Origin of the sequence: Shewanella cutis, assembly GCF_022410515.1 — a bacterium.
GTDB lineage: Bacteria > Pseudomonadota > Gammaproteobacteria > Enterobacterales > Shewanellaceae > Shewanella > Shewanella cutis.
Genome location: NZ_JACSDI010000007.1, coordinates 41,978 through 63,033, shown reverse-complemented (window position 1 = coordinate 63,033; position 21,056 = coordinate 41,978). Strand labels below are relative to the sequence as shown.

20 protein-coding genes are annotated in these 21,056 nt (G+C 45.8%); 10 read left to right on the top strand and 10 right to left on the bottom strand.

What is annotated here, in order from left to right; all coding sequences use genetic code 11:
- Positions 1–32: 32 nt before the first annotated feature.
- The 3 genes from H9J30_RS11525 to H9J30_RS11515 are packed head-to-tail and all read right to left on the bottom strand — an operon-like array spanning position 33 to position 2,259.
- The gene (locus H9J30_RS11525) at positions 33–1,322 is read right to left on the bottom strand and encodes a sensor histidine kinase (RefSeq protein ID WP_240131157.1); all 1,290 of its coding nucleotides are present in this window, start codon (positions 1,320–1,322) and stop codon (positions 33–35) included.
- A gap of 2 nt (positions 1,323–1,324) precedes the next feature.
- A complete protein-coding gene (locus H9J30_RS11520; RefSeq protein ID WP_240131156.1) occupies positions 1,325–1,897 on the bottom strand; it encodes a chemotaxis protein CheC in 573 nt (190 codons plus the stop codon).
- The gene (locus H9J30_RS11515; RefSeq protein WP_240131155.1) at positions 1,894–2,259 is read right to left on the bottom strand and encodes a response regulator; all 366 of its coding nucleotides are present in this window, start codon (positions 2,257–2,259) and stop codon (positions 1,894–1,896) included. Before H9J30_RS11515 ends, H9J30_RS11520 begins: the two co-directional genes overlap by 4 nt.
- A gap of 298 nt (positions 2,260–2,557) precedes the next feature.
- Here H9J30_RS11515 and H9J30_RS11510 point away from each other — a divergent pair, with 298 nt between their 5' ends.
- Complete coding sequence (locus H9J30_RS11510) at positions 2,558–2,908, top strand: WYL domain-containing protein (protein WP_240131154.1); 351 nt, start codon at positions 2,558–2,560, stop codon at positions 2,906–2,908.
- 20 nt (positions 2,909–2,928) lie between these two features.
- The gene (locus H9J30_RS21800; RefSeq protein WP_486669442.1) at positions 2,929–3,000 is read left to right on the top strand and encodes a hypothetical protein; all 72 of its coding nucleotides are present in this window, start codon (positions 2,929–2,931) and stop codon (positions 2,998–3,000) included.
- A gap of 379 nt (positions 3,001–3,379) precedes the next feature.
- Here the strand turns inward: H9J30_RS21800 and H9J30_RS11505 are convergent, their stop codons facing one another.
- Positions 3,380–4,396 carry a hypothetical protein gene (locus H9J30_RS11505; RefSeq protein ID WP_240131153.1) on the bottom strand — a complete coding sequence of 339 codons (1,017 nt, stop codon included), beginning with the start codon at positions 4,394–4,396 and terminating at the stop codon, positions 3,380–3,382.
- A gap of 102 nt (positions 4,397–4,498) precedes the next feature.
- Positions 4,499–5,410, bottom strand: coding sequence for a DNA ligase (locus H9J30_RS11500; RefSeq protein WP_240131152.1), 912 nt, complete (start codon positions 5,408–5,410; stop codon positions 4,499–4,501).
- Between the two features lie 249 nt (positions 5,411–5,659).
- On the opposite strand from H9J30_RS11500, the gene H9J30_RS11495 reads away from it, so the two are divergent.
- Positions 5,660–6,031, top strand: coding sequence for a diacylglycerol kinase (locus H9J30_RS11495; RefSeq protein WP_240131151.1), 372 nt, complete (start codon positions 5,660–5,662; stop codon positions 6,029–6,031).
- 96 nt (positions 6,032–6,127) lie between these two features.
- Here H9J30_RS11495 and hdfR read toward each other — a convergent pair whose 3' ends face one another.
- Entirely contained in the window at positions 6,128–6,988 is an 861-nt protein-coding gene (gene hdfR / locus H9J30_RS11490) for an HTH-type transcriptional regulator HdfR (protein ID WP_240131150.1), read from the bottom strand.
- 108 nt (positions 6,989–7,096) lie between these two features.
- Here hdfR and H9J30_RS11485 point away from each other — a divergent pair, with 108 nt between their 5' ends.
- The 3 genes from H9J30_RS11485 to H9J30_RS11475 all read left to right on the top strand — a co-directional run bounded on the left by H9J30_RS11485 (position 7,097) and on the right by H9J30_RS11475 (position 9,746).
- Positions 7,097–7,555 (top strand): MaoP family protein, encoded by a 459-nt coding sequence (locus H9J30_RS11485; RefSeq protein WP_240131149.1) that lies wholly within the window; start codon positions 7,097–7,099, stop codon positions 7,553–7,555.
- A gap of 20 nt (positions 7,556–7,575) precedes the next feature.
- Positions 7,576–8,580, top strand: a complete 1,005-nt coding sequence (locus H9J30_RS11480) for an ATP-grasp domain-containing protein (RefSeq protein ID WP_240131148.1) — start codon at positions 7,576–7,578, stop codon at positions 8,578–8,580.
- Positions 8,581–8,882: 302 nt separating this feature from the next.
- Positions 8,883–9,746, top strand: coding sequence for a hypothetical protein (locus tag H9J30_RS11475; protein ID WP_240131253.1), 864 nt, complete (start codon positions 8,883–8,885; stop codon positions 9,744–9,746).
- Between the two features lie 55 nt (positions 9,747–9,801).
- Here the strand turns inward: H9J30_RS11475 and H9J30_RS11470 are convergent, their stop codons facing one another.
- A complete protein-coding gene (locus tag H9J30_RS11470; protein ID WP_240131147.1) occupies positions 9,802–11,427 on the bottom strand; it encodes a M28 family metallopeptidase in 1,626 nt (541 codons plus the stop codon).
- Between the two features lie 158 nt (positions 11,428–11,585).
- Between H9J30_RS11470 and H9J30_RS11465 the strand changes: the two genes are divergently transcribed.
- A complete protein-coding gene (locus H9J30_RS11465) occupies positions 11,586–12,611 on the top strand; it encodes a GGDEF domain-containing protein (protein WP_240131146.1) in 1,026 nt (341 codons plus the stop codon).
- Between the two features lie 110 nt (positions 12,612–12,721).
- Here H9J30_RS11465 and H9J30_RS11460 read toward each other — a convergent pair whose 3' ends face one another.
- Genes H9J30_RS11460 through pdsO form a run of 3 tightly spaced genes read right to left on the bottom strand, consistent with a single transcriptional unit; the run spans position 12,722 to position 16,552 of the window.
- Positions 12,722–13,402, bottom strand: coding sequence for a class GN sortase (locus tag H9J30_RS11460; protein ID WP_240131145.1), 681 nt, complete (start codon positions 13,400–13,402; stop codon positions 12,722–12,724).
- A 9-nt stretch (positions 13,403–13,411) separates the two neighbouring features.
- Complete coding sequence (locus tag H9J30_RS11455) at positions 13,412–15,694, bottom strand: marine proteobacterial sortase target protein (RefSeq protein ID WP_240131144.1); 2,283 nt, start codon at positions 15,692–15,694, stop codon at positions 13,412–13,414.
- A 48-nt stretch (positions 15,695–15,742) separates the two neighbouring features.
- Entirely contained in the window at positions 15,743–16,552 is an 810-nt protein-coding gene (pdsO, locus tag H9J30_RS11450; RefSeq protein WP_240131143.1) for a sortase-associated OmpA-like protein PdsO, read from the bottom strand.
- A gap of 233 nt (positions 16,553–16,785) precedes the next feature.
- Between pdsO and pdsR the strand changes: the two genes are divergently transcribed.
- From pdsR to H9J30_RS11435, 3 genes are all read left to right on the top strand, one after another.
- Complete coding sequence (pdsR, locus tag H9J30_RS11445; protein WP_011072225.1) at positions 16,786–17,478, top strand: proteobacterial dedicated sortase system response regulator; 693 nt, start codon at positions 16,786–16,788, stop codon at positions 17,476–17,478.
- A 32-nt stretch (positions 17,479–17,510) separates the two neighbouring features.
- Positions 17,511–19,670, top strand: a complete 2,160-nt coding sequence (pdsS, locus tag H9J30_RS11440; RefSeq protein WP_240131142.1) for a proteobacterial dedicated sortase system histidine kinase — start codon at positions 17,511–17,513, stop codon at positions 19,668–19,670.
- A 126-nt stretch (positions 19,671–19,796) separates the two neighbouring features.
- Positions 19,797–20,996 (top strand): cystathionine beta-lyase, encoded by a 1,200-nt coding sequence (locus H9J30_RS11435; RefSeq protein WP_240131141.1) that lies wholly within the window; start codon positions 19,797–19,799, stop codon positions 20,994–20,996.
- Positions 20,997–21,056: the final 60 nt, after the last annotated feature.

Genomic DNA, 21,056 nt, shown 5'->3' with positions numbered 1-21,056 from the left:
ATTCACTTCACATGAGTGAGTTAATAGTACCACTAAGCAACATCTTCGGGGGATAGAATAGGTAATATAACCGTAAAGGCAGTGCCCTCACCTAATATTGATGATACTTTTATCTCGCCTTTATGTTTTTGAATTATGCTATAGGACAGCGACAAGCCTAAACCGGTACCAGTTCCTACGGGTTTAGTCGTGTAAAATGGTTCAAATATTTTACGAAGATCACTAGCAGCTATACCTGATCCCGTATCACGGATCACAATAATAAATTCAGCGTCGGATGCACTCACGTCGATCGAAATTTCACCTCTTTCCTCTATAGCTTGTGCAGCATTGACTAATAAGTTGAGGAATACTTGATTTAGCTGCATAGGCTGACAATACAACTCAGGTAAATTATCTTGAAAATTACGCAAAACAACGGCTTTATATTTAATTTGGTTAGCTGCAATTTTTAATGTATTTTCTATACCCTCTATCACATTAGCATATTGCCATTCACTGCTATCGACATGCGAGAATGACTTAAGACTTTTCACTATTACAGCAACGCGATCTAAGCCCTCAATCGATTCACGAATTAAATCGGGAAGGTCTGAACATATAAATTCAAATTGATAGCGTTTTAGCATATCTTTTTCAAGTGTAAAGTAAGGTGCTGAACCAATTTTCTGTGTCAGTTTATGATAAAAATTAAGTAACTTTAATAGTTTATCATTGTAATCCTGCAAGCTTTGTAAATTTGAATTAACAAATCCAATTGGATTATTGATTTCATGAGCAACACCTGCGGCTAACTGACCTATGGCAGCCATTTTTTCAGATTGTAATAATTGATTTTGAGCAGCTTCTAATTTTTTATTGAGTAAGATTAATGCTGTATGCTCTTGTTCCAACTGTTCAGAGAGACATTTTTGTGCTTGGTAATAACTAGCAAGCTCTGTAACATCTTGTACAATTAAACAAACAGTTTTAACTTGATTATCTTCTATATCGAGCGGAAAAAACTCAATATTTTGAAACATAGCAGTTTCTTCACCCGTAATTGGTCTGCTACTACTAAAATCAAACACATGGGGACGATGTTCCCAATATGAAAAACTCGCATTATTAAGAACAAAAACACTGTTTATCTTCTTCTGAAGAAATTTTGCTGCATCAGGAAATAATGTTAGTAAGTTATTTCCTTGTGTATCAGACTTAGCATTAGGCAATCTATCGGTGAAAAACTCATTCCAGTAGATAATTTGATAATGCTCATCAACCACACAGACTCCTAGCGGTAAGCGCGAAGCAAGTTTCTGTAATAGTTGAGACTGACTCATCGTTACTCCAACAATTGCTGTAATTTGGCTAACAGCGTTTGGACTGATGCTTCCTCCAAACAAATCACAATTTTCGAATCAAACTGACTCACCTCCACTTTAAATTCTACCTCCATCATCAAGGTACTTGCCCATCTATAGTGATAATGTTGACTGGTTGCGCTGTACATGGTCGGCATACTTAACTTTGCATTTAATGAAAGTTGTTCAGCAAATCCCGTTAAACATGCGCCAGCTAAAATATTGGCAAGCTCTAACAACAATTCATTTAAACGATCTTGGGTTAGTGGAAGTTGATAATCCATTAATTTACCAATTGCATCACACCCCTGCTTAGATAAGGTTGAAATGACTTCACCTTTAATGCTGCCTAAGAATGATTGACGCGTATACCACACCGTCTGGTCCGATAGCATAGACACAAATTGTTCAGGGGTGACATCACTGATTTTAGGAATGGATAGTGTAATTTTTGCTTCAATTAAACGCGCAAGTGAATTAGCAGCTTGCCCCATAGAAATATTCATCAACTCCTGCAGTGCATCTCGCTGTTCTTCAGATAGCAACATATTCATATTAGCCCCACATCGAAAAGTGCTTGCCTTAACTGTGCGGGTTGCAACGGTTTTTGAAGGAAACGAAAGGCACCCAAGGAATCCACTAATAATTTAGCTTCTGGCTGTATATCCGCACTGATCACAATCACAACGGTTTTTGACTGTTGTTCATGTAGATACTTGAGCACTCCAAACCCATCAAGTTCTGGCATGGTAAGGTCAAGAAATAGTACTTCAGCCTTGCCAGAATTTGCGGCTTCAAGAGCCTCTTTTCCATTGCATGCTTCAGTAATCTCAACATCCCAGTCTTCCGGTAATGCACGTCTTACCGCTTTTCTGGACATTAAAGAATCATCGGCAATTGTGATAGGAATAGGCATAACATCACCTCAAAAATGTCTCATTTGTCTTATATTAGTCGTTATTCAGAATGCGTCAATGTTAGGCAAGGACAAGTATAATAAAAATTTTAGCAAAGTATTTAGAAGCAAAATTTGGCATGCCTATTTACTAAAAATCACCCATTAAAACGCTTAAAGTGCTCGCCAATTCGACTACCAATCAAACTCATAGGTTGTTCTAGTTAGATAGAATCTATATCCGTTTTGTTCTGGAATGGCTCAATGCCTTCAGCCCCCACGTAGGTCAAGGTATGATTTTCACCAATGGTGTAAGGCGGTGATTGATCTGATTCGCCCAATCCCTCGCAATATTGCACCGGAGGTATTACGACCGTTGGTCCAAGCTATTCCAGAGAAAAGACGTGCCGATATATGCTACACATCGTTAAAAGATGGCGACACCGCGGAACGTATCATTTCGCCACACACTCTGGTTTGCACACCACTTCGCTGGCATGTTCGTGCGGATTGTGAGCATGCTGATAGTTATCGCGATTTTGTATTAAGCCGCATTAATGGTGTACCAGACATCAACGACAATGCTGCGAGCGGCAAGCAAGATGATGGACTTTGGAATACTGACGTGACTATCGAGTTCATCCCCGCTCTCCATTTTGACGAAAAGTAGTGATAGAAAAAGATTACGGCATGCTCAATGGGAAGCTTAGCATTCCCACCAACGCTTCACTCATTAGGTACCCTTGGATGTGTATAACATAGACATATATATGCAAAAAATTAGACCACAAGGGCAACAGATAGTAGTGAGCAATATGGATGAATTAATGCCATTTCTTACTTACTAATGACGGATAAATTAGCACCAAATGTTTTCTTATAGCTATTGCAGATCTTCGATCGTTATAATTGGTCGTAATGTATGAGTTTCTCAAGAAAGCAGTTTTATGTTCACTGAGAGATGCATTGCAGTTCATTATCCTAACCAGAAAGTTCTAAATGAACCGCCCTGTTCGGAGTCGCAGGCGCGACAAACCGGTGGGCGAACTGCATATATTGCCCATGCAGGCCATTAAGATAAGTCTTATATTTTGTGCTTTTAACGTTTTATCTTCTAACAACTTAGTATCCTCACGCATGATTATTTAGGGATCGATGCCATTTGCCCAAAGGCGGGAGAAATACATTTTTTTACTTCAAAATGATAACCGTATTTTTCATGGGCGGACTCTGTGATTTCCAGTATTTCATAATCATTAAGTTCAACCACCACGGAATTGGCCAATTTTTGACAACGACTACGGCCATTAGCTTCAAACTTGTATGTAAATGAGGCGATTAACTCTCTGATCCCATTGTAATATTTATGACCAAAGGCTGTTAATGATTCGCTTGAATCTATTTGCTCAGGTTTAATCATTAAACCGTTATCAACGCTTTCAATATTATCTTCAGCTTTAAGTTCTGTTTCAGGTACGACTTGGATATCGAACTGATTGCCGTTTATTTTTTGAGTTTTTTTGGCTAAATCCTCTATCCAATTTTCGCCATCGGTAATCGCAATTAAGTTCAATAACAGCACGATAGAAAGGAACATCCGTACTAATGCGGTTGTCACTACAAAGCGCTTTTTATTGCCTTGAGCACTAGCTTCAAGTCTCAATATCCGCAGACCAATATGGAAGAGTAAATAACAAGGGATCACCAATTGCAGCAAAAGTAAGGCAATGATTGAGATACATATAAACCAAATAGGCATGTACAACAAAATCGCAAAGTTATGGGTGTAGGATAAATGCGATGCTGAGACACCTGTAATTTCATTCACGACACTGCCGCTGGCGGCTAGGGCAAAATTAGCAATAACGGCGTAAAACAAGAGGAAAATGGCTTTACCTGCCAGTGTATGCCAAGCCGTAGCGAATTTTGGCCAAAACTCAATAATTAAGGCAACTGCAGTAATAATAGCTGCAACCCCAATTTCGGGCTGAAATACTATTAAAGCCAGTAACGCTAATAAGTAGCAACGCTGCGCCAAACTTAAACTCTGCCAAAAGTGCTGTGTCGCAACGATGGAATACTTAACCCATTTAGGGACAACAAAGCGACGCGTAATACGCTGCACCCAAAGCGTTAATCGATGCTGACTCTCGACCAAAATCTGCTCCTTAGTATGATTGCCCGTTTATGATCAATACGATATATGGCAACGCTAGTGCTGAGGAGCTCGATTGTTATCAAAGTTACACATTTTCGCAACTTATTCTTTATTCTTTGGGTCAATATCGGTTCTGATCCGTAAATAACTGGCAAAGCGCGGCAAACCATTCACCGTTAAGCCAAGATACTTGTAGGTAATATGCGTACCGATGGCTGGGGGATGTTGGCGCTCAGCGAGATTAAAGCCTGTGCCAATATTAAAGATGCGGCCATCCGGCGTTTGTACTCTTAAGGCCCCCATCTTTCCGGCAAATTGTCCTTTGCCAGCAATATGACCAATCACTGTGGCTTCTGCATCCAAATAGGGTTTTAACTTCATCACATTAGGGTTACGCCCTGGCGTATAGATTGCCGTGCGACGATGTAAGATTAGCCCTTCAGCGCCAAGGGCAACTAAGGAATCTAAGGTTTGATAGAGGGCTGCAACACTGGCGACACTAAACTGCTCAATCACTTGAAGATAAACCGATTTCCCTGCGATAAGTGTTTGCATCTTATGGTAACGCTCTTCGAAGCTGCCTTTGGTTGTTGGTAAATCAAATACCATAAACCGAACGTTTTGCCAGTCAGCATCCTTTGGCGATGCTTGACGTATTAAGCTTGATATCGCCTCAAACTGCCCTCTTCCAAGCCATAACTCACCATCCATTGCGATGGCAGGAAACTCGGCGGTAAACCAACTCGGGGCCCAAATGGGATTGCCCTGGCGGGTGAATAAGCGTTGCCCATCCCAATAACCTCGTACGCCATCGAGTTTTTCGCTGACAAAAAATGTGCTGATTTGAGCATCATTATTGGAGTGATTATCGAGCGAATATTCCGTTGCTAATTGAATATTCGGTGCAGGACTCGCAAAGCTTGCGGCAATCAATACGCAACAGAGTCCAATAATCAATCCCAAGCACTTAAGCGCTGTAAATCTTACAAAAGGTAAGCGAGTTGTAAGAGCCATTCCTTTGCCTCTCCGATAAAGTCATCCCACTCCAAGCTTAGTCTTTCGCTTTTAATGCTGCGAATCCGTTCGCGATAAGGTCACACCTGAACTGAGCTAGCAATTTGTACAGTTAACTATTTATGCACATAAATTATCGGGCTATACTGCGGCCTCTTTTTTATGCTCGTTCAAAGGCAAACACTCAAGACGTATTCTTTTTTTGAACGGCAAAGCCATACGAATAATCGCCAAGTCGATGGAATAATTATGAAACCAGCCAATAACCACGGTATTAAACGCATTTTTAGAGCGACAGGATTTTCAATGAAGGGCTTAAAGGCCGCATGGATCCATGAAGCCGCTTTTAGACAGGAATTGATGCTGGCTGTGGTCATGCTCCCTGTCGCCTTCTTAGTTGATATCAGCACCATGGAGCGCTTAATGCTGATCTTAACCTTGTTTATCGTGTTAATTGTTGAACTATTAAACTCGGCGATTGAAGCTGTGGTTGACCGCGTGGGTAGTGAGATCCATCACCTAAGTGGCCAAGCAAAGGATATCGCCTCTGCCGCGGTATTTATGAGTTTAGCGCTCTGCGGGATCACTTGGCTGATCGTGTTATTACCACTCTTGGTTTAATTGCTTGTCGGCATAATAACCGTTTGTTTAAGCCCGACTATCATATAAAAACGCCTTGAGGTTCGTCCCTAAAGGCGTTTTTGCTACTTGAGAGGGTTAATCGACTTCAGTTAACGGCTTATCGGCTAAGAATCCGATCGCCTGTTTAATGTGTTCCAATCTATCGTTTTCAGCCCAATAGGCTACATATACACTGCGTGAGATCGCGCTCGCTCCCGCGACTAAATGCAGTTCCCCCTTACTTAGCAATGGCTGCACCAAATGCTCGGGTAAAAAGGCACAACCACCGTTGTTTAAAATAAAATCCAAAGCGATACGTGCCGAACTGGTATGCAATGTTGGCACAGGTAGCGCCGCATAATCTTGCGCATGAATAATGTTAAAGGCAGTGCCCCAATCGACTTTGACGTATTGCCCCGCTTGCACTGCATTCACCGCCACTTCCATCGATTTTGACACCAGCAGCAAATTGATTTGACCTAATTGTATTAATTCAAATTGATCAAGTTTGGGTGGATCAAAGGATATGGCCAAATCGAGAGTTCGATCCATCAATTGCCGCGTCATCACAGTGAGTGGCAACACCTCAGTGCGCAGTGCAATCCCAGGAAGCCCAACATGTAGATGCTGTAAATACCCCTGTAAATAGGCATCCCAAATATTAGGCCCCGCACCAATCGCTAATTGAGTCGATTGCAACTGACTAAGAGAAACATCCTGTTTAGCACGCTCCCATGCCGTTAATACCGCCTCCGCATGGCCCAACATTCGCTCTCCCGCTGGAGTCGGCTGAATATTGTTGCGTTGGCGCTCAAACAGGGCAACACCAAGAATACTTTCGAGTTGTTTCACTCTAAAACTCACCGCACTACGAGTAAGGTAGAGATTTTCTGCAGCCTTACCAAAATGGCGGGTACGAGAGACTTCGAGAAAGGTCTTTAGTAAATCGGTATCCATAAAAATTCTTGACCAAAATAGACAAATTTTTTTGATTTATAAATCAATAATACTAGCCAATACTCCAGTTGCAAATCTTTGTATATCAAAAACTAGAAGGTAACAGCCATGTCTGAACAGTCTTTTTCAAACGCTAACAAGGGTTCTGAGACGCTGAACGGCTCAGCTGCCAGTTTCGTATCTCACAAACGCTTTTATGACGATACTAATTTCCCAAAAGGTTTTAAGCGCAGTGGCGACTTCACCAGTAAAGAAGCCGAACTGCTTGAATTACATGGTCATGCCATGAAAAACCTTGCCGAAGGTAAGTCGCTTCCGGTGACCGCTGATGAAGCACAATTTGTCGAAGTCATCAAAGGAAACATCGCTCCCAGTAGCTTGTTAGAGCATATATGGTTAAAGTACCGCAAACTGGCTCGAGGTAAGCCTTTTTATGCGGTGGTTGGCACCGTTCACTTACCTGCCACTAAACCTGAGGTTGAAGTTGAGCCAGAAGCGGCATTCGATGTGGATGTCGAAATTGAAGATGATGTTCAGGATGAAGCTGAACCCGAGGATAAAGCATGAAAATGAAGGTTTGCGATTAAATGCGTGGGTGGATTTTATATAAAGAAACCGCGACTCAGCTAAAACCTGAATGGTATGAAATTGAACGTCTATTGGCGGCTGCCAAAGCCGACAATATTGAATTAGAAGTTTATGCTCCGGATGAGTTTGATCTCACCGTGACGAGAGAAGATAACAAAAGTATTTTGTTAAACGGGCAACCTGTTGAGTTGCCAGATTTTATTATTCCTAGAATGGGTTCTGGTACCACCTATTTTGCGTTGGCGATTATTCGTCATTTAGAGCGCTTAGGGGTTTACTGCCTGAATCCTTCTAAAGCCATTGAGATTGTTAAAGATAAACTCTTTTCCCAGCAACTACTGGCCGAGAAGAATTTACCCACTCCTAAAACCATGTTGGTCAAATTCCCAGTTGATATTGACTTGGTTGAGCGCCATTTGGGTTTTCCCGTGGTGATTAAAACACTCTCAGGCTCTCAGGGTAGCGGCGTGTTTTTATCGCACAAAGCCCGTGAATTTGATGACTTAATGCAACTAATTGAAGCAACAAATAAAAACGCCAACATTATTTTGCAGGAATTTATCGCCAATAGTCATGGCCGCGATTTGCGCGTTTTTACCATTGGCGGGCGTGTTGCAGGTTGCTACGAGCGACGTGGGCAAGAAGACAGCTTTAAAGCCAATGTGAGCGCAGGTGGTTCGGCACGCCCCTTTGAAATTACACCTGAAATTGAATGGCTGGCGACACAAACCGCCAATATTCTCGACTTAGATGTGGCGGGTATCGACTTATTATTCGATAACGGCCACTACAAAATCTGTGAAGCCAACTCTTCCCCAGGTTTTGAAGGCTTAGAATCTTGCTTAAATGTGGATATTGCCGCGCAAATTTTGCATTTCATCCGCATCCGCCTAGGCATGTTTAACAAGGATGAAAAAAGCAGTGAGCCAATACAAACGCCCGCTGTCGGAGCAAACACAACAGCAAATAACAGCACGCCAGAGGCAAATTCCGCCTCAAACTAACGCAAAAAGATTGTGTTGAAATCACTCTACGGCTCAGTTATTACTGAGCCGTATTTTAGGCTGTACAATATTTTTCCGTCACAAATCACCAAGATGTAAATTACCGTGATCCCTCCCACAAGCCCATCACAGCAAAGCGATTAGCCGTACTACTTTTGTTTTAAATCACAAAACAAAGCAACTTTAAAAACAATTTATTCACATTCTAAAATTTGCTGTTACACTCCAAATGTCCATAGCTTATGGCACTAAAGTCTGATGTTATCGCTGGATATAATAAGAAGAATACTGGAGTAACGTTGATTTCCACTCGCCTAACACCCCTAGTGATCGCCCTACTCGGCAGCAGCCCTGTGCTGGCGGGTGAGTTTAGCGTTGAGCTTGGGGGATTTTATTCACAGTCTGACACTAACATGGAAGTGACAAACCCTGTTGCGGCTAATAACTTCACCTTAGACTATGAATCCGATCTGCAATTAGCCGAAAACCAGTTTTTACCTTTTGTTGAGCTAAGTTATCACTTCAATGAGCGGCATAATTTTTACCTAGACTGGAAACAACTGCACCGCAACGCTGAAACCCAAGCCCTAACAAAACCTTTTCAAATCGAAATTAACGATACCATTTACGATATCAAGGCGGGCGGCAAACTTAGCTCCACCTTAAATTTTGATATTGTGCGTATTGGTTATGGCTACGATGCCTTTCAAGGCAGCAATTACGATGTAGGCTTTTCCCTTGGTTTACATACCATGTTTATCAAAACGGGCTTTGAGGGCATCATAGGTGTTTGTCATCCCTCTGAGTTGCTTAACAATGTCTGTGGTAGCCAAGCCATCCCGCGCATCGTCGATGAAAATGTCACCGCACCTTTGCCAGATTTTGGTTTATATGCCAACTATGAGTTTATCCCTAGATGGAAACTAACCATCCACGCCCAATATTTCTACATCAAACTCAATGATGTAAAAGGCGAATTAGTCGATATAAAACTCGGCATCGATGCCAATATCACCGACAATTGGCGCATGAGTGTGGCCTACAACTACTATAAAGTCGATGTGGATATTGCCCAAAAATCACCGAATAAAGATACCCAAATCGCCGACTACAATATTTACTACAGTTTTATCGGCCCGATGCTTTCAGTCAGTTATACCTTCTAACCGATTGATAAGCATAAAAAAGGACGCTGCTGCGTCCTTTTTACGTTAATTGGGATTACTTTTTGCGACCATCCTGCTCACGTTTAGCCTTAAAATCCGATGCTTCTATCCAATGCGGCCAATCTGTATTATTGGCTAAGGTTGTTAGCATACTCGCCATAAGATCTAAATCTTGCTTCACGCCTTCAAGCGACCAGTTTGGGTCATAATCATCAGCCCCTTTGTGGTATTTATGGGCAATGTAGTCGGGGTCAGTATCGCCAAGGCTCATAAATAGCAACCCAGGCACACCTTGCTGGGCTAACGCAAAATGATCCGATCTAAACATTAAACCATTTTGAGGTCTTGGATCGGCTTTAACCACACGCCCCTGTGCTTTGGCAGCGTTATCTAAATAGCCTTCTAATTCAGATACTCCTTCACCATAACGCAGAATATAATCCACACCTTGGTTTATATTCATACCGTCGATATTCAAAAAGGCGACAATATTTTTAGTCGGTACACTGGGATGCTGAGCAAAATGCTGGGCACCAATCAAGCCGGTTTCTTCGGCGGTAAAAGCACTAAATAGAATCGAACGCTCAAGCGGCGCCGTTTGCGCTTGCTTGGCAAAGTAACGCGCAAGGGCTAACACGCCAGCCACACCACTGGCGTTATCGACTGCACCATTGATGATTTCCGGCTTGCCATCTTGAATCACTGTACCCAAATGGTCCCAATGGGCGTGCATCATCACCACTTCATCGGGGCGACTTTTTCCGGGTAATAGTGCCGCCACATTGTGGGATTTCGCGCGTTCAATATGATTGTTTAAACTGACAGTGGCCTTAAGCTTTAATGGAATCGCCTTAAAGTGTGGCTTAGCCGCTTGTTGTTTTAAGGTATCAAAGTCCATACCTGCCTTAGCAAAAATCTTTTGGGCGACATCATGTTGCACCCAGCCCATCACCCCAACCTGTCCTTGGTTATTGTTGGTATCGATAAGGGTAAACTTGGTACCGGTGTTAGAGTTTTGCACCACCCCCCAACCGTAGGCCGCGGGTTCCGTTTCATGGACGATAAATACCGCTTCTGCACCTTGGCGAGCGGCTTCTTCGTATTTGTAAGTCCAACGACCATAATAGGTCATTGCATTACCTTTAAAAACCTTGGGATCTTGGGTCGCAAAACCTGGGTCATTGACTAGCACAATCACGGTTTTGCCTTTGACATCGAGGCCCTGATAGTCATTCCAACCATATTCAGGCGCATTGATACCGTAACCAACGAACACTACATCGCTGTTTTTAAGGTTGACTTTATCGGTAATTCTCTGGGTTCTGGCGGTAAACTCACTACCATTGGCAAACTTAAGTCCGCCGATATCGAGCTGCATATTTTGATCGGCGGTGATTTTGGCGAGTGGCACAGCTTGCAAATAACTGTTGCCAAAGCCGGGCTTGAGTCCCATCTCCTTAAACGCTTTTTCAAGATACTCGATTGTGAGTTGCTCGCCTTCGGATAACGGCGCGCGGCCACCGTAGGCATCACTGGCTAAGGTTTTGACATCAGTGCGATATTGGTTCAAATCTAGGCTGCCACTCAAAGACGATGCAGCAACAGCAGGCAGGGACAGTAAGGAACCTAGGGCACTAGCAAGGATGAAATTTTTCAAGACTTTCTCCCAAGTTATTATCATTATTTAATTTTAGCGATAAACTCTAACATATCCCCCCAAGCTTATGGCAGGTAATTGCCCCTGCTTTTGGGTTTTGTTGTAACGGGATTTGACGAGCCATATTGTTATCCATGTGTGATATGCATGGTTTATCGGATTATTTTTACTGGAATTTATCCATGTCACGAGATTTATTACAAACCGCAGCCTTGAATCTTAAAAAAGCGGTTCCCTTAATGCTCAAGCATCAAATTCCCACAACGCCAATCAATTATGCCCTATGGTATACCTACGTAGGCGAACAAAACCCAGCGCTAAATGCCCAGCTTGATACGGTTATCGCCCACTACAACACCTGCCCGCCAGTGAGCAGCGAGTTGCTATTCCGTCAGTATGTAGCCGATCCGCTTGAGCTGGATGTGCGCGATATGCGGCTCAATCTTGAGGCCATGGCCACCGAGCTGTCGCAATCGATTCGGGATACAAATCTAGATGCCGCCGACTTCCAAAGCTGTATTAACAATAACTTTGCCAAGCTCAATGGTGTCGAAGAAGGCACGCTCAGTGTTGAGCAAGTGCTCGATTTAGTACGTAATTTGGTGAAGGAAGCCGATAATATTCGCTCAAGCACCGAGTTTTTTACGACCCAATTGCAAAAAGCCCAAACAGAGATTGATGCATTAAAACAAAAGCTTGAAAAAACAGAAAAAGATGTACTTTACGATGCACTTACTGGCTGTTTAAATCGCCGCGCCTTTGATACCGATATCGCAGGCATGTTGGCACAGGCTCCCGCGGGCACCTGTCTTATCTTGGTCGATATCGATCACTTTAAGGCCTTTAATGACAACTATGGTCACCAGCTTGGCGACCAAGTATTAAGGGTCGTTGCAAAGCGCTTGCAGGAAGCCTGCCGAGATGGCAGTAAGTTGTACCGTTTTGGCGGTGAAGAATTTGCCATTTTAGTGCCAAAGAGCCAATTACGCATTACCAGGCAACTGGCTGAAGCCATGCGCCGTGGGCTTGAAAAACTCAGCATCAAGGATCGACGCAAAGATGAACGTATCGACAATATCACCGCCTCCTTTGGTGTATCTCAGTGGCAAGAAAGACAATCAGTAATACAACTTATTGAAAATACAGATAAGTTGCTTTACGAGGCAAAACGACTAGGCCGTAATAGAGTGATGCCGATAAACAATTAATTCTGACATTAAAGCAGAGCCATCAGCTCTGCCTTAATTGATTTGCCAGTTTTTAGTTACCAGTCAACCTGTACATAGTAGCGAGTAACTCAAACTATTAAATCGAATGTTCAAGCCACTTTGGGCTCCAACATCCTATCTGCTGTCGCCCCTTCGGATTGAGCTGCAGATTCTGGCTCAACCGGGATGGCCTGTACTACAAAACGCAGTTCTGCCCCGCCTTGCAGCGCATCGAAGGGATAACAAGTGATGAGCGTTAAACGATTATCGTCACTCGGTGCCATCAACTCAGTTTGCGATTCATGCACCACCTTAGTCGCCACTACTTGGTAAACAATCTCCCTGCCCGCTGCGGTTTGCAGCGCGAGGCGACGCCCGACGCTGATACCATTTAACATCGCAAAATGCGTATCCCTATGCCCTGCTATCACTGTGTTACCGCGCTCGCCAGCTGGCGCACTCGACAACACAAGCCCGGGTCCAAAGGCCAGATTTCTGCCAGAGGCTCCCGCTAACACATATAAACTGTCGTTCGATGCCGGACCATCGAAGTGATTCGGTCTTTTGGCCTGCTCGATGGAGAGCTTAGCCACGGGATAGGTATCAGCCCATGACCAAGGTTTATGGAACTGACCATCGATTAAGGTTTTAGCCCAGGCTTGTTCAATCAAATATTGGGCAAAGTGTGCTTTCGCTTGCATATAGAATCCTTTTCCAAACAGCGTGATGCCAAGTAATACCAATCCCACCAGCAACCCTATTTGTATCTGTTGAGTCATGCGCATACTCATAGACATGACTCAAGTATTCAGCGCTAATGACAGCGCGCGTTGCTGCCGCTGCTGGCGACGAATCGACAGCGCCAACATTAAGGCAAGCAGTAACACGCCGCCCCCTAAGAGCATGTCGAAACGGCTTGAGGTCGATGTTTGTGGCAGGACGCCCATAGGCTGCCAACCCAAGGGTAAATGCTGGCGCACCACCGCATCACGACTGATTGCATTGGTCGTTATCGGCGTTAAATCAACGGCGACTAGGCTGGTATAAGGGCTGACTAAGTGATAATTCATCGATAACGCCGTCACTTGCTGCTTGACCTTGTCATCGTTAGCGCCGTTTTTACTTAATTCCAAGGCTGCAATCTGTTTGCGCGCCCAGAGTAAATCGAGCCCTGCTGCTGGCTGCGCTACATCAGTTGCAGAATGGCTTGAATGATTGGCTTGCAAAGATAACGACTGTTGCCAGTTTTTATGACCCTGACGACCGGAGATCACGAGTTCCTGAGGCTCACGAGGGTGGCGCTTTAGGCTAATCAATACTGGCTCTCCGCGGTAAAGATCGGGGATTGGCGCGGGCCAGTAGTCAGGCACAGATCCATCGTCAAAGCGCACCTGCAAATCGGTAAGCACCGGATACTGGATTTTGCCCAGCAATTGACTGATCTTTTGTTCCACCTCATCCACATCACCAATGTAAGTAAAAGTGCCGCGCCCAAGTTCAGCCGCACGCTGCATAAAATGCGAGTTCGGCGCCGAGCCAATGCCTACGGTGAAAAGACGATTGTCGCCGATTTGATTGCGGATTAATTCAAATAGCGCCGACTCGTTACCAACGGAGCCATCGGTCATAAAGATCACTTGTCTTAACGACTTATCAGCCCCCGAAGCTGTGTTAAACGCCTGCCTTGGCAGCGCGGCATTTAAAGCCAGCGCCATTTCGGTACCGCCATCGGCCTGTAAACGATTCACAAACTGGCGAGCGATAGCTAAATTTTCCTCTGTTGCAGGCAGCGGCACTGGGGATAATGAAGACACGTCTGAATTAAATTCGATAATGTTAAAACTATCCTGCGCTTTGAGTCCTCGCAGCGCATAACGCAGGGCATTTTTCGCCTGTATTATCGAGTCTCCTGCCATGGAGCCTGAGGTATCGATCACCAAAATCAGTTCACGGGGTAAATTCAGTTGCCCGCTCGCCTCCACTTTAGGCGGTAAAACCATGACCAAACTGTAGTTATCTATATTTCGCACACTGGTACTCGCAGCGGTATTCACCATGCTGCCATCATCACTTGCTGCCTGCGTTTGATGGGTTTTGCCGTTTTGGTTAAATACCCAAGCCACAGGACTCACGCCCTGCTCAAGACGCCATTGCAATACAAAATCGCGATCAGCACGCACTCGGTTAGCCAAGGATGCGGTCAATCCGCCCTGCTGCTCATCCAGAGTAATGGCATGATAGGGACTCAGTATGGCGGCCTTATCGACTCCCAAGCCTAAATTCACCTTGATATCGGCCTTAAGCACAGGCTCCTCTTCACTCAGAGCCCCACGAATGGGCGCAATAATGCGATCTGCATCGAATACTTGGCTGCTGGTGACTCGCCCAGTTTGGCCGCTGTCCCCTCCCAGCGTTAATCCTGGGATATAGCGCGGTGCCACCACCAGCGGAAAACGTAGGCTAAAGAGACCATCTTCATAATGAATGGTTTCTTGATAACTGATCTCGACCACCAACTTTTCATTCGGCGCAAGGTTGGCGACTTCGGTGGTGAACATATTGGGCCGTTCTTGACTGACTAGACTGGCGCGTTTTCCTTCGGCTTTCGCCTGCTCAAAAATCTGTTGTGCTTCTTGTTTTGGGTGAATTTGCCCTTCGATAATCCGCTCCCCAATATGTAATCGCAGCGAGTCCACCGCCGCCTCATTGGGCAAAGGGAACAAATAACGGCCATTTAAGACTAAGCCCGTGTGATTACTGAAAACCTGCTTTACGCTCACCCTATTGGTTAGCCCCGAGACCTGCATCGACACTTGCGTATCCACGGGTAAGGATGGCATTAAGTTACCATTGGCGGTTTGATACACCAGCATGCCTTGAGTGACATCGTCGTAACTAAATGTAGGTAAACGACTCGCCGTATGTTCATCAAATACGGCAGTGATATTCTGCGGCGCCGATAAGGCGCCCACACTGTTGGGTGATGCTAAGACTGCAAAGGGGATAAACCAACAAATAGAGGCACTGATTATTAACATTGCCAGTGTTTCACACACTTCTTTAACCCTGTTCTTTGTGAACATCACAAAGGCTCCCTGATACTGATTTAATACTATTGATATTGATGACAATTATTCTGTTACGCGGCTCGCCATAAGCCCTTGGGTAGGCTGCATTGTCAGCGTAACGTGGCGATCGAAAACGTCGGATTCGTTATCTAGTTGCTCATTGAGTGACATTGCGGCCACCAAGGATTGAGTGGTCATCCGCGCCGGCGCAACGCCCTGCTGAATTAAATAATCCCGCACCTCTACTAAACGGTGCTCCGAGAGCGATTGGTTATCACGCCAATCACCGCGGCGATCGGCATAGCCTTTCAGCTCGAGATTGGACTCGCCCGAGCGCTTCATCACAGTGGCGACACTATCTAATTGGGGCAAAAAATCGGCTTCAAGCGCCGATGAACCGGTGCGAAATGGCACATTCATCCCAAGTGCTAATTCACTTAAGAGTTGCTGTTGCTCTGCGAGTAGTGCATCGAGGTGTTTTTGAGTAGCGGCATATTCTGCCGCACGTTGCTCGCTAGCCAGTTGCTTCGCTGTTAAGCTCGTCACTTGCTGGCGCTGCACGGCAATATGTTGTTGCTGATTTTTGAGTGTGACAGAGACTGTTTCGGTATCCGCTACAGACTGACCAATTAAGGTGCCAGTAATCCCACCGATGACGGCGCCGGCAGGGCCGCCCACTAAGGCTCCGAGTAGCGCGCCGCCACCCAGGCCAATCAAGGCTTCACCGCCATCTTCCTCTTGTTCAATTGTCCATTCAGTTTGTGGCTCTGTAAGTAAAGGTTGATTTTGCAGGGAAACCCGCGCAGACACACTGGCGATAGAAGCCGTAAATACACTGAATATCAACACACTGATTAGCGTCTTTTTCATCATCTCATTCCTTTTTGATTTGTGATGCGTTTGCCACCTAACGTCATGAATGGGAGGGGCAAAACGGAATGAGGCTATTAAACACAAGTGCAATGGCATTAGCGGGGTCGGAAAATGGCAATGCGACTATCAATTGTGGCAACAAAATGGCAATTGCATTCGAGCCCTTTTATCTGCAATAAATTCCTGTATAGTCACGAAAACTTAGTCCCAGCAGTCAATAGGAAGATGGCGAAATGAAACGTATCGCTATTGTGGAAGATGAAGCGGCCATTCGCGAAAATTACAAGGATGTGCTGCAGCAGCACGGTTACAGTGTCCAAACCTATGCCGACCGGCCATCGGCCATGTTGGCGTTTAATACGCGCTTACCGGATTTAGCCATTATCGATATCGGCCTTGGCAATGAGATCGACGGTGGATTTATGCTGTGTCAGTCCCTACGCGCCATGTCAAACACCTTACCGATAATCTTCTTAACCGCGCGTGATAGCGATTTTGATACCGTATGCGGCCTGCGTTTAGGGGCCGATGATTACCTGAGCAAAGAAGTCAGTTTTCCCCATTTGACGGCGCGTTTAGCCGCGCTGTTTCGCCGCTCGGAACTTGCCGCCAGCCAAACGCCGCAGGAGAATTTACTCGAGCGCGGGCCGCTCACTATCGACGCAAATCGGATGCAAGTGTATTGGAACCAAATTGCCATTGAATTAACCGTCACCGAATTTTGGATGGTACACGCCCTCGCCAAACACCCAGGCCATGTGCGTAGCCGCCACGAACTGATGCAAGAGGCGAAGATTTTTGTCGATGACAGCACTATCACTTCCCATGTAAAACGCATCCGTAAGAAGTTTATGGCCGCTGCGCCCGAATTTGACTGCATCGATACCGTTTATGGCATGGGATACCGCTGGGATAGCCTCGCCTGAACCATGTTAAGTAGAAGATTAGCCGCCAGCCTATGACACGTTTTCCTTTCGGTCTTCGCACTAAAGTGATTGGCCTTAGCCTGTTTTTACTCTGCCTACCTTGGCTGGGGTACCAATATGTGTGGGAGATGGAAAAATACCTGCGCCACGGTCAGGAACGCACCTTAGAGGGCACAACTCAAGCCTTAGCTACCGCCCTACACGAGCGGCCCAAACTTTTCGATGGCCAAGCCAGTTTTTTAAAACAGGTGGAAAAGAGTCGCGATCTCTATGCTTACCCCTTAGCGGGCGCGATTCTGCTCGATGGCAAACTCAATGAATGGCAGGAATATCAGCACAGATTTATCCAGTACGGTGAGGCGAATCAGATTATGCGCGCCGATCCCAGCACGCCGCTCACCTTGAGTTTTACCCACATGGTGGGCCAGTACGATGGCTATCTGTATGCCTTTTTTCAAGTGGTAGACCCCAATGTGGTATTTCGTGGCAAAAATGCCCTAAGTGTGGATAGAAACGATCACCTGTCGATTGCAACCCTTGCCCCTGACAATAAATTTAAGCGTTATATCGTTGCCACCACTCAGCCCGGTTGGATCAGCGCCTTTGAACTGCCCGCCAACCCGAAACAAACCGTGCCAGTGACACCCGAGGTGCGCATTCAAGGACAATGGGCCACCACAGATGTGGGCTACAATATCGAGCTGCGTATTCCCCTTGATATGGTGGGCAGCAAACTCGGGTTTGCCATTGCCGATGTTAACGACAGCAAATACCGCGATGTCGCCGCAGTGGTTGGCACTTCCGCCTTAGATACCGTCGATAAACTGGGCACAGTGCTAGTCCCCTCCCCTGAAATTGAAAATATTATCAAAGGGATGAGCCACTACAGCTCGCGTATTTGGGTGATCGATAAACATGGCCGCGTGTTAGCAAAATCCGGTGATATCCGCGACAGCAACAGCGTGTGGACTCGCACCCTTGATGATGAAAACAGCAATGGCCTATGGCAGCGGTTTCAGCGCGATTATCTGCACCCACTCTACTATAAAATTCTCACTAAACCGCCGAAGGATTTTATCGACTCGCTACGGGATTCAACCGAGCTAGATGGTAGCCATATTGAAAAAGCCCTTGCGGGACAACAAAGTTCGACCTGGCGACTGACTCCGGACAATAAAGCTGTGGTGCTGGCCGCCGCCAGCCCAATTTGGATTGATAACAACGTGATGGGCGCGGTGGTAGCCGAAGAAACCACCCACGGTATTCGCACCCTACGTAATCGCGCGCTGGAAAAACTGTTTAACGTGATCCTCACCATTATGAGCATGGGCACCTTAGCGTTGTTTTTCTTCGCCTCGAGTATTTCCAATCGTATTCGAAAACTGCGCGATGAAGCCGAAAATGCCATCGACAGCCAAGGTCGGGTGCGCAACCATCTAAAACCCTCAAAGGCGCGGGACGAAATTGGCGACTTATCCCGCAGTTTTGCCAACATTGTGGGACGTTTAGGCCAATACACCCATTATTTGGAGAATATGTCGTCACGTTTATCCCATGAGCTACGTACTCCTGTTGCAGTAGTGCGCTCCTCTTTAGAACACTTAAATCTGCAAACTTTAGATAAAGACACGCAAAAGTATGTCGATCGCGCCCAAGAAGGCGTAAGTCGTTTAAGCATGATTTTGAATAATATGAGCGAGGCAACGCGCCTAGAGCAGAGTCTCACTCAGGCCGATGTCGCTAAATTTCCACTATCCCAAGTGGTGAGCGGCTGTATGCAAGGCTATCAAATGACTTACCCTGAGCAGCGTTTTAGCGTTAAAGTGCCCGAACAGCCGTTGATGATGCAGGGTGTGCCAGAATACATCGCCCAATTGATGGATAAACTTATCGCCAATGCCATCGAATTTTGTCATCAGGGCAGTGCGATTGAGGTCACCCTCACCCAAGTCGGCAAACAAGCCACATTGCTTATCAGCAACTTAGGGCCGCAGCTGCCAGTGGATATGTCGGAGCAAATCTTCGACTCCATGGTCTCGGTGAGGGATAATCAAACCCAAGAGAAACCCCATCTTGGCCTAGGTTTATATATTGCGCGGCTTGTGACCGAATTCCATCAAGGGAATATCTTAGCCCGCAACCGCAGCGAAAATGATGGGGTCGATATCCTAGTTACCCTGCCGCTTTGCTAATACAAAGACTTACAACTTGAAGCAAACTCATCTGTTTGCCTCCTGCCATTTTAGCGAGCAGATGCTAAGATGACGGCCATCACATTGGATGACAAAACAAATACAAACTCGCCAAGGTAGTGCCCTATGACAGATAAACACCAGCTTGCCACCCAAATCGTCAGCGTCGGTCGAGATAAAAAATGGACCAAGGGCGTGATAAATCCGCCCGTATTTCGCGCATCGACCATAGTGTTCGACACGATGGAGGATATGCGTCACGCCGCCAAAAACAAAACCAATGGCGAAATGTTTTATGGCCGCCGCGGCACCCCAACCCACTTTGCGTTTCAAGCAGCGGTAAGCGAACTCGAAGGTGGCGCAGGCACGGCGCTGTATCCCTCTGGCGCGGCAGCGATTAGCGCGGCTTTGTTATCGTTTTTACAGGCGGGCGATCACCTGCTGATGGTCGACAGTGTTTACGAGCCAACGCGCGATCTTTGCAGCCATATTCTGGCGGGCTTTAATATTGAAACCACCTATTACGATCCCCTGATTGGTGAAGGTATTCGCGCGCTTATCCGCCCCAACACTAAGGTGCTGTTTTTAGAGTCTCCCGGCTCCATCACCATGGAAGTGCAAGACGTCCCGACCCTGTGCCGTATCGCCCATGAACATGGGTTAGTGACCATTCTCGACAACACATGGGCCTCGCCAATCAATAGCAAGCCCTTCGAGATGGGTGTCGATGTGTCAATTCAAGCCGCCACAAAGTATATTGTCGGCCACTCGGATGTGATGATTGGCACCGCAACCGCGAATGAGAAACACTGGCCGCAGCTGCGTGAGCGCAGTTATTTATTGGGGCAAACCACTTCCCCTGACGATGTGTATCTCGCCACGCGCGGATTACGCACCCTAGGCGTGCGCATGGCGCAACATGAGAAAAATGCCCTAAAAGTAGCTAACTGGTTACAAACCCGTCCTGAAGTAGACCATTTACGTCATCCCGCCTTTGAGACCTGCCCAGGACATGAATTCTTTAAACGCGACTTTAGCGCATCAAATGGTTTGTTTTCCTTTGTATTAAAACAAGGCGATCAGGAAGCGGTTACCGCACTCGTTGAAAATATGCAGCACTTTAAAATGGGCTTTTCTTGGGGTGGTTATGAGAGTCTGATCTTAGGGATTTTTGGCATTGAAAGAATCCGTAGTGCGACCAAGTGGGATGCTAGCAAACCGTTGATCCGTGTTCATATTGGTCTTGAAGATCCCGAGGATTTAATTGCCGATCTCAGCGCAGGATTCGAGCGTTTTAATGCCGTGCTCGCCGCTAAGGTCAAATAAGGCATAAAGCCCTTATATGTAAAACAGCGAAGGCGGGACTCATCCCGCCTTCGTTTTTAG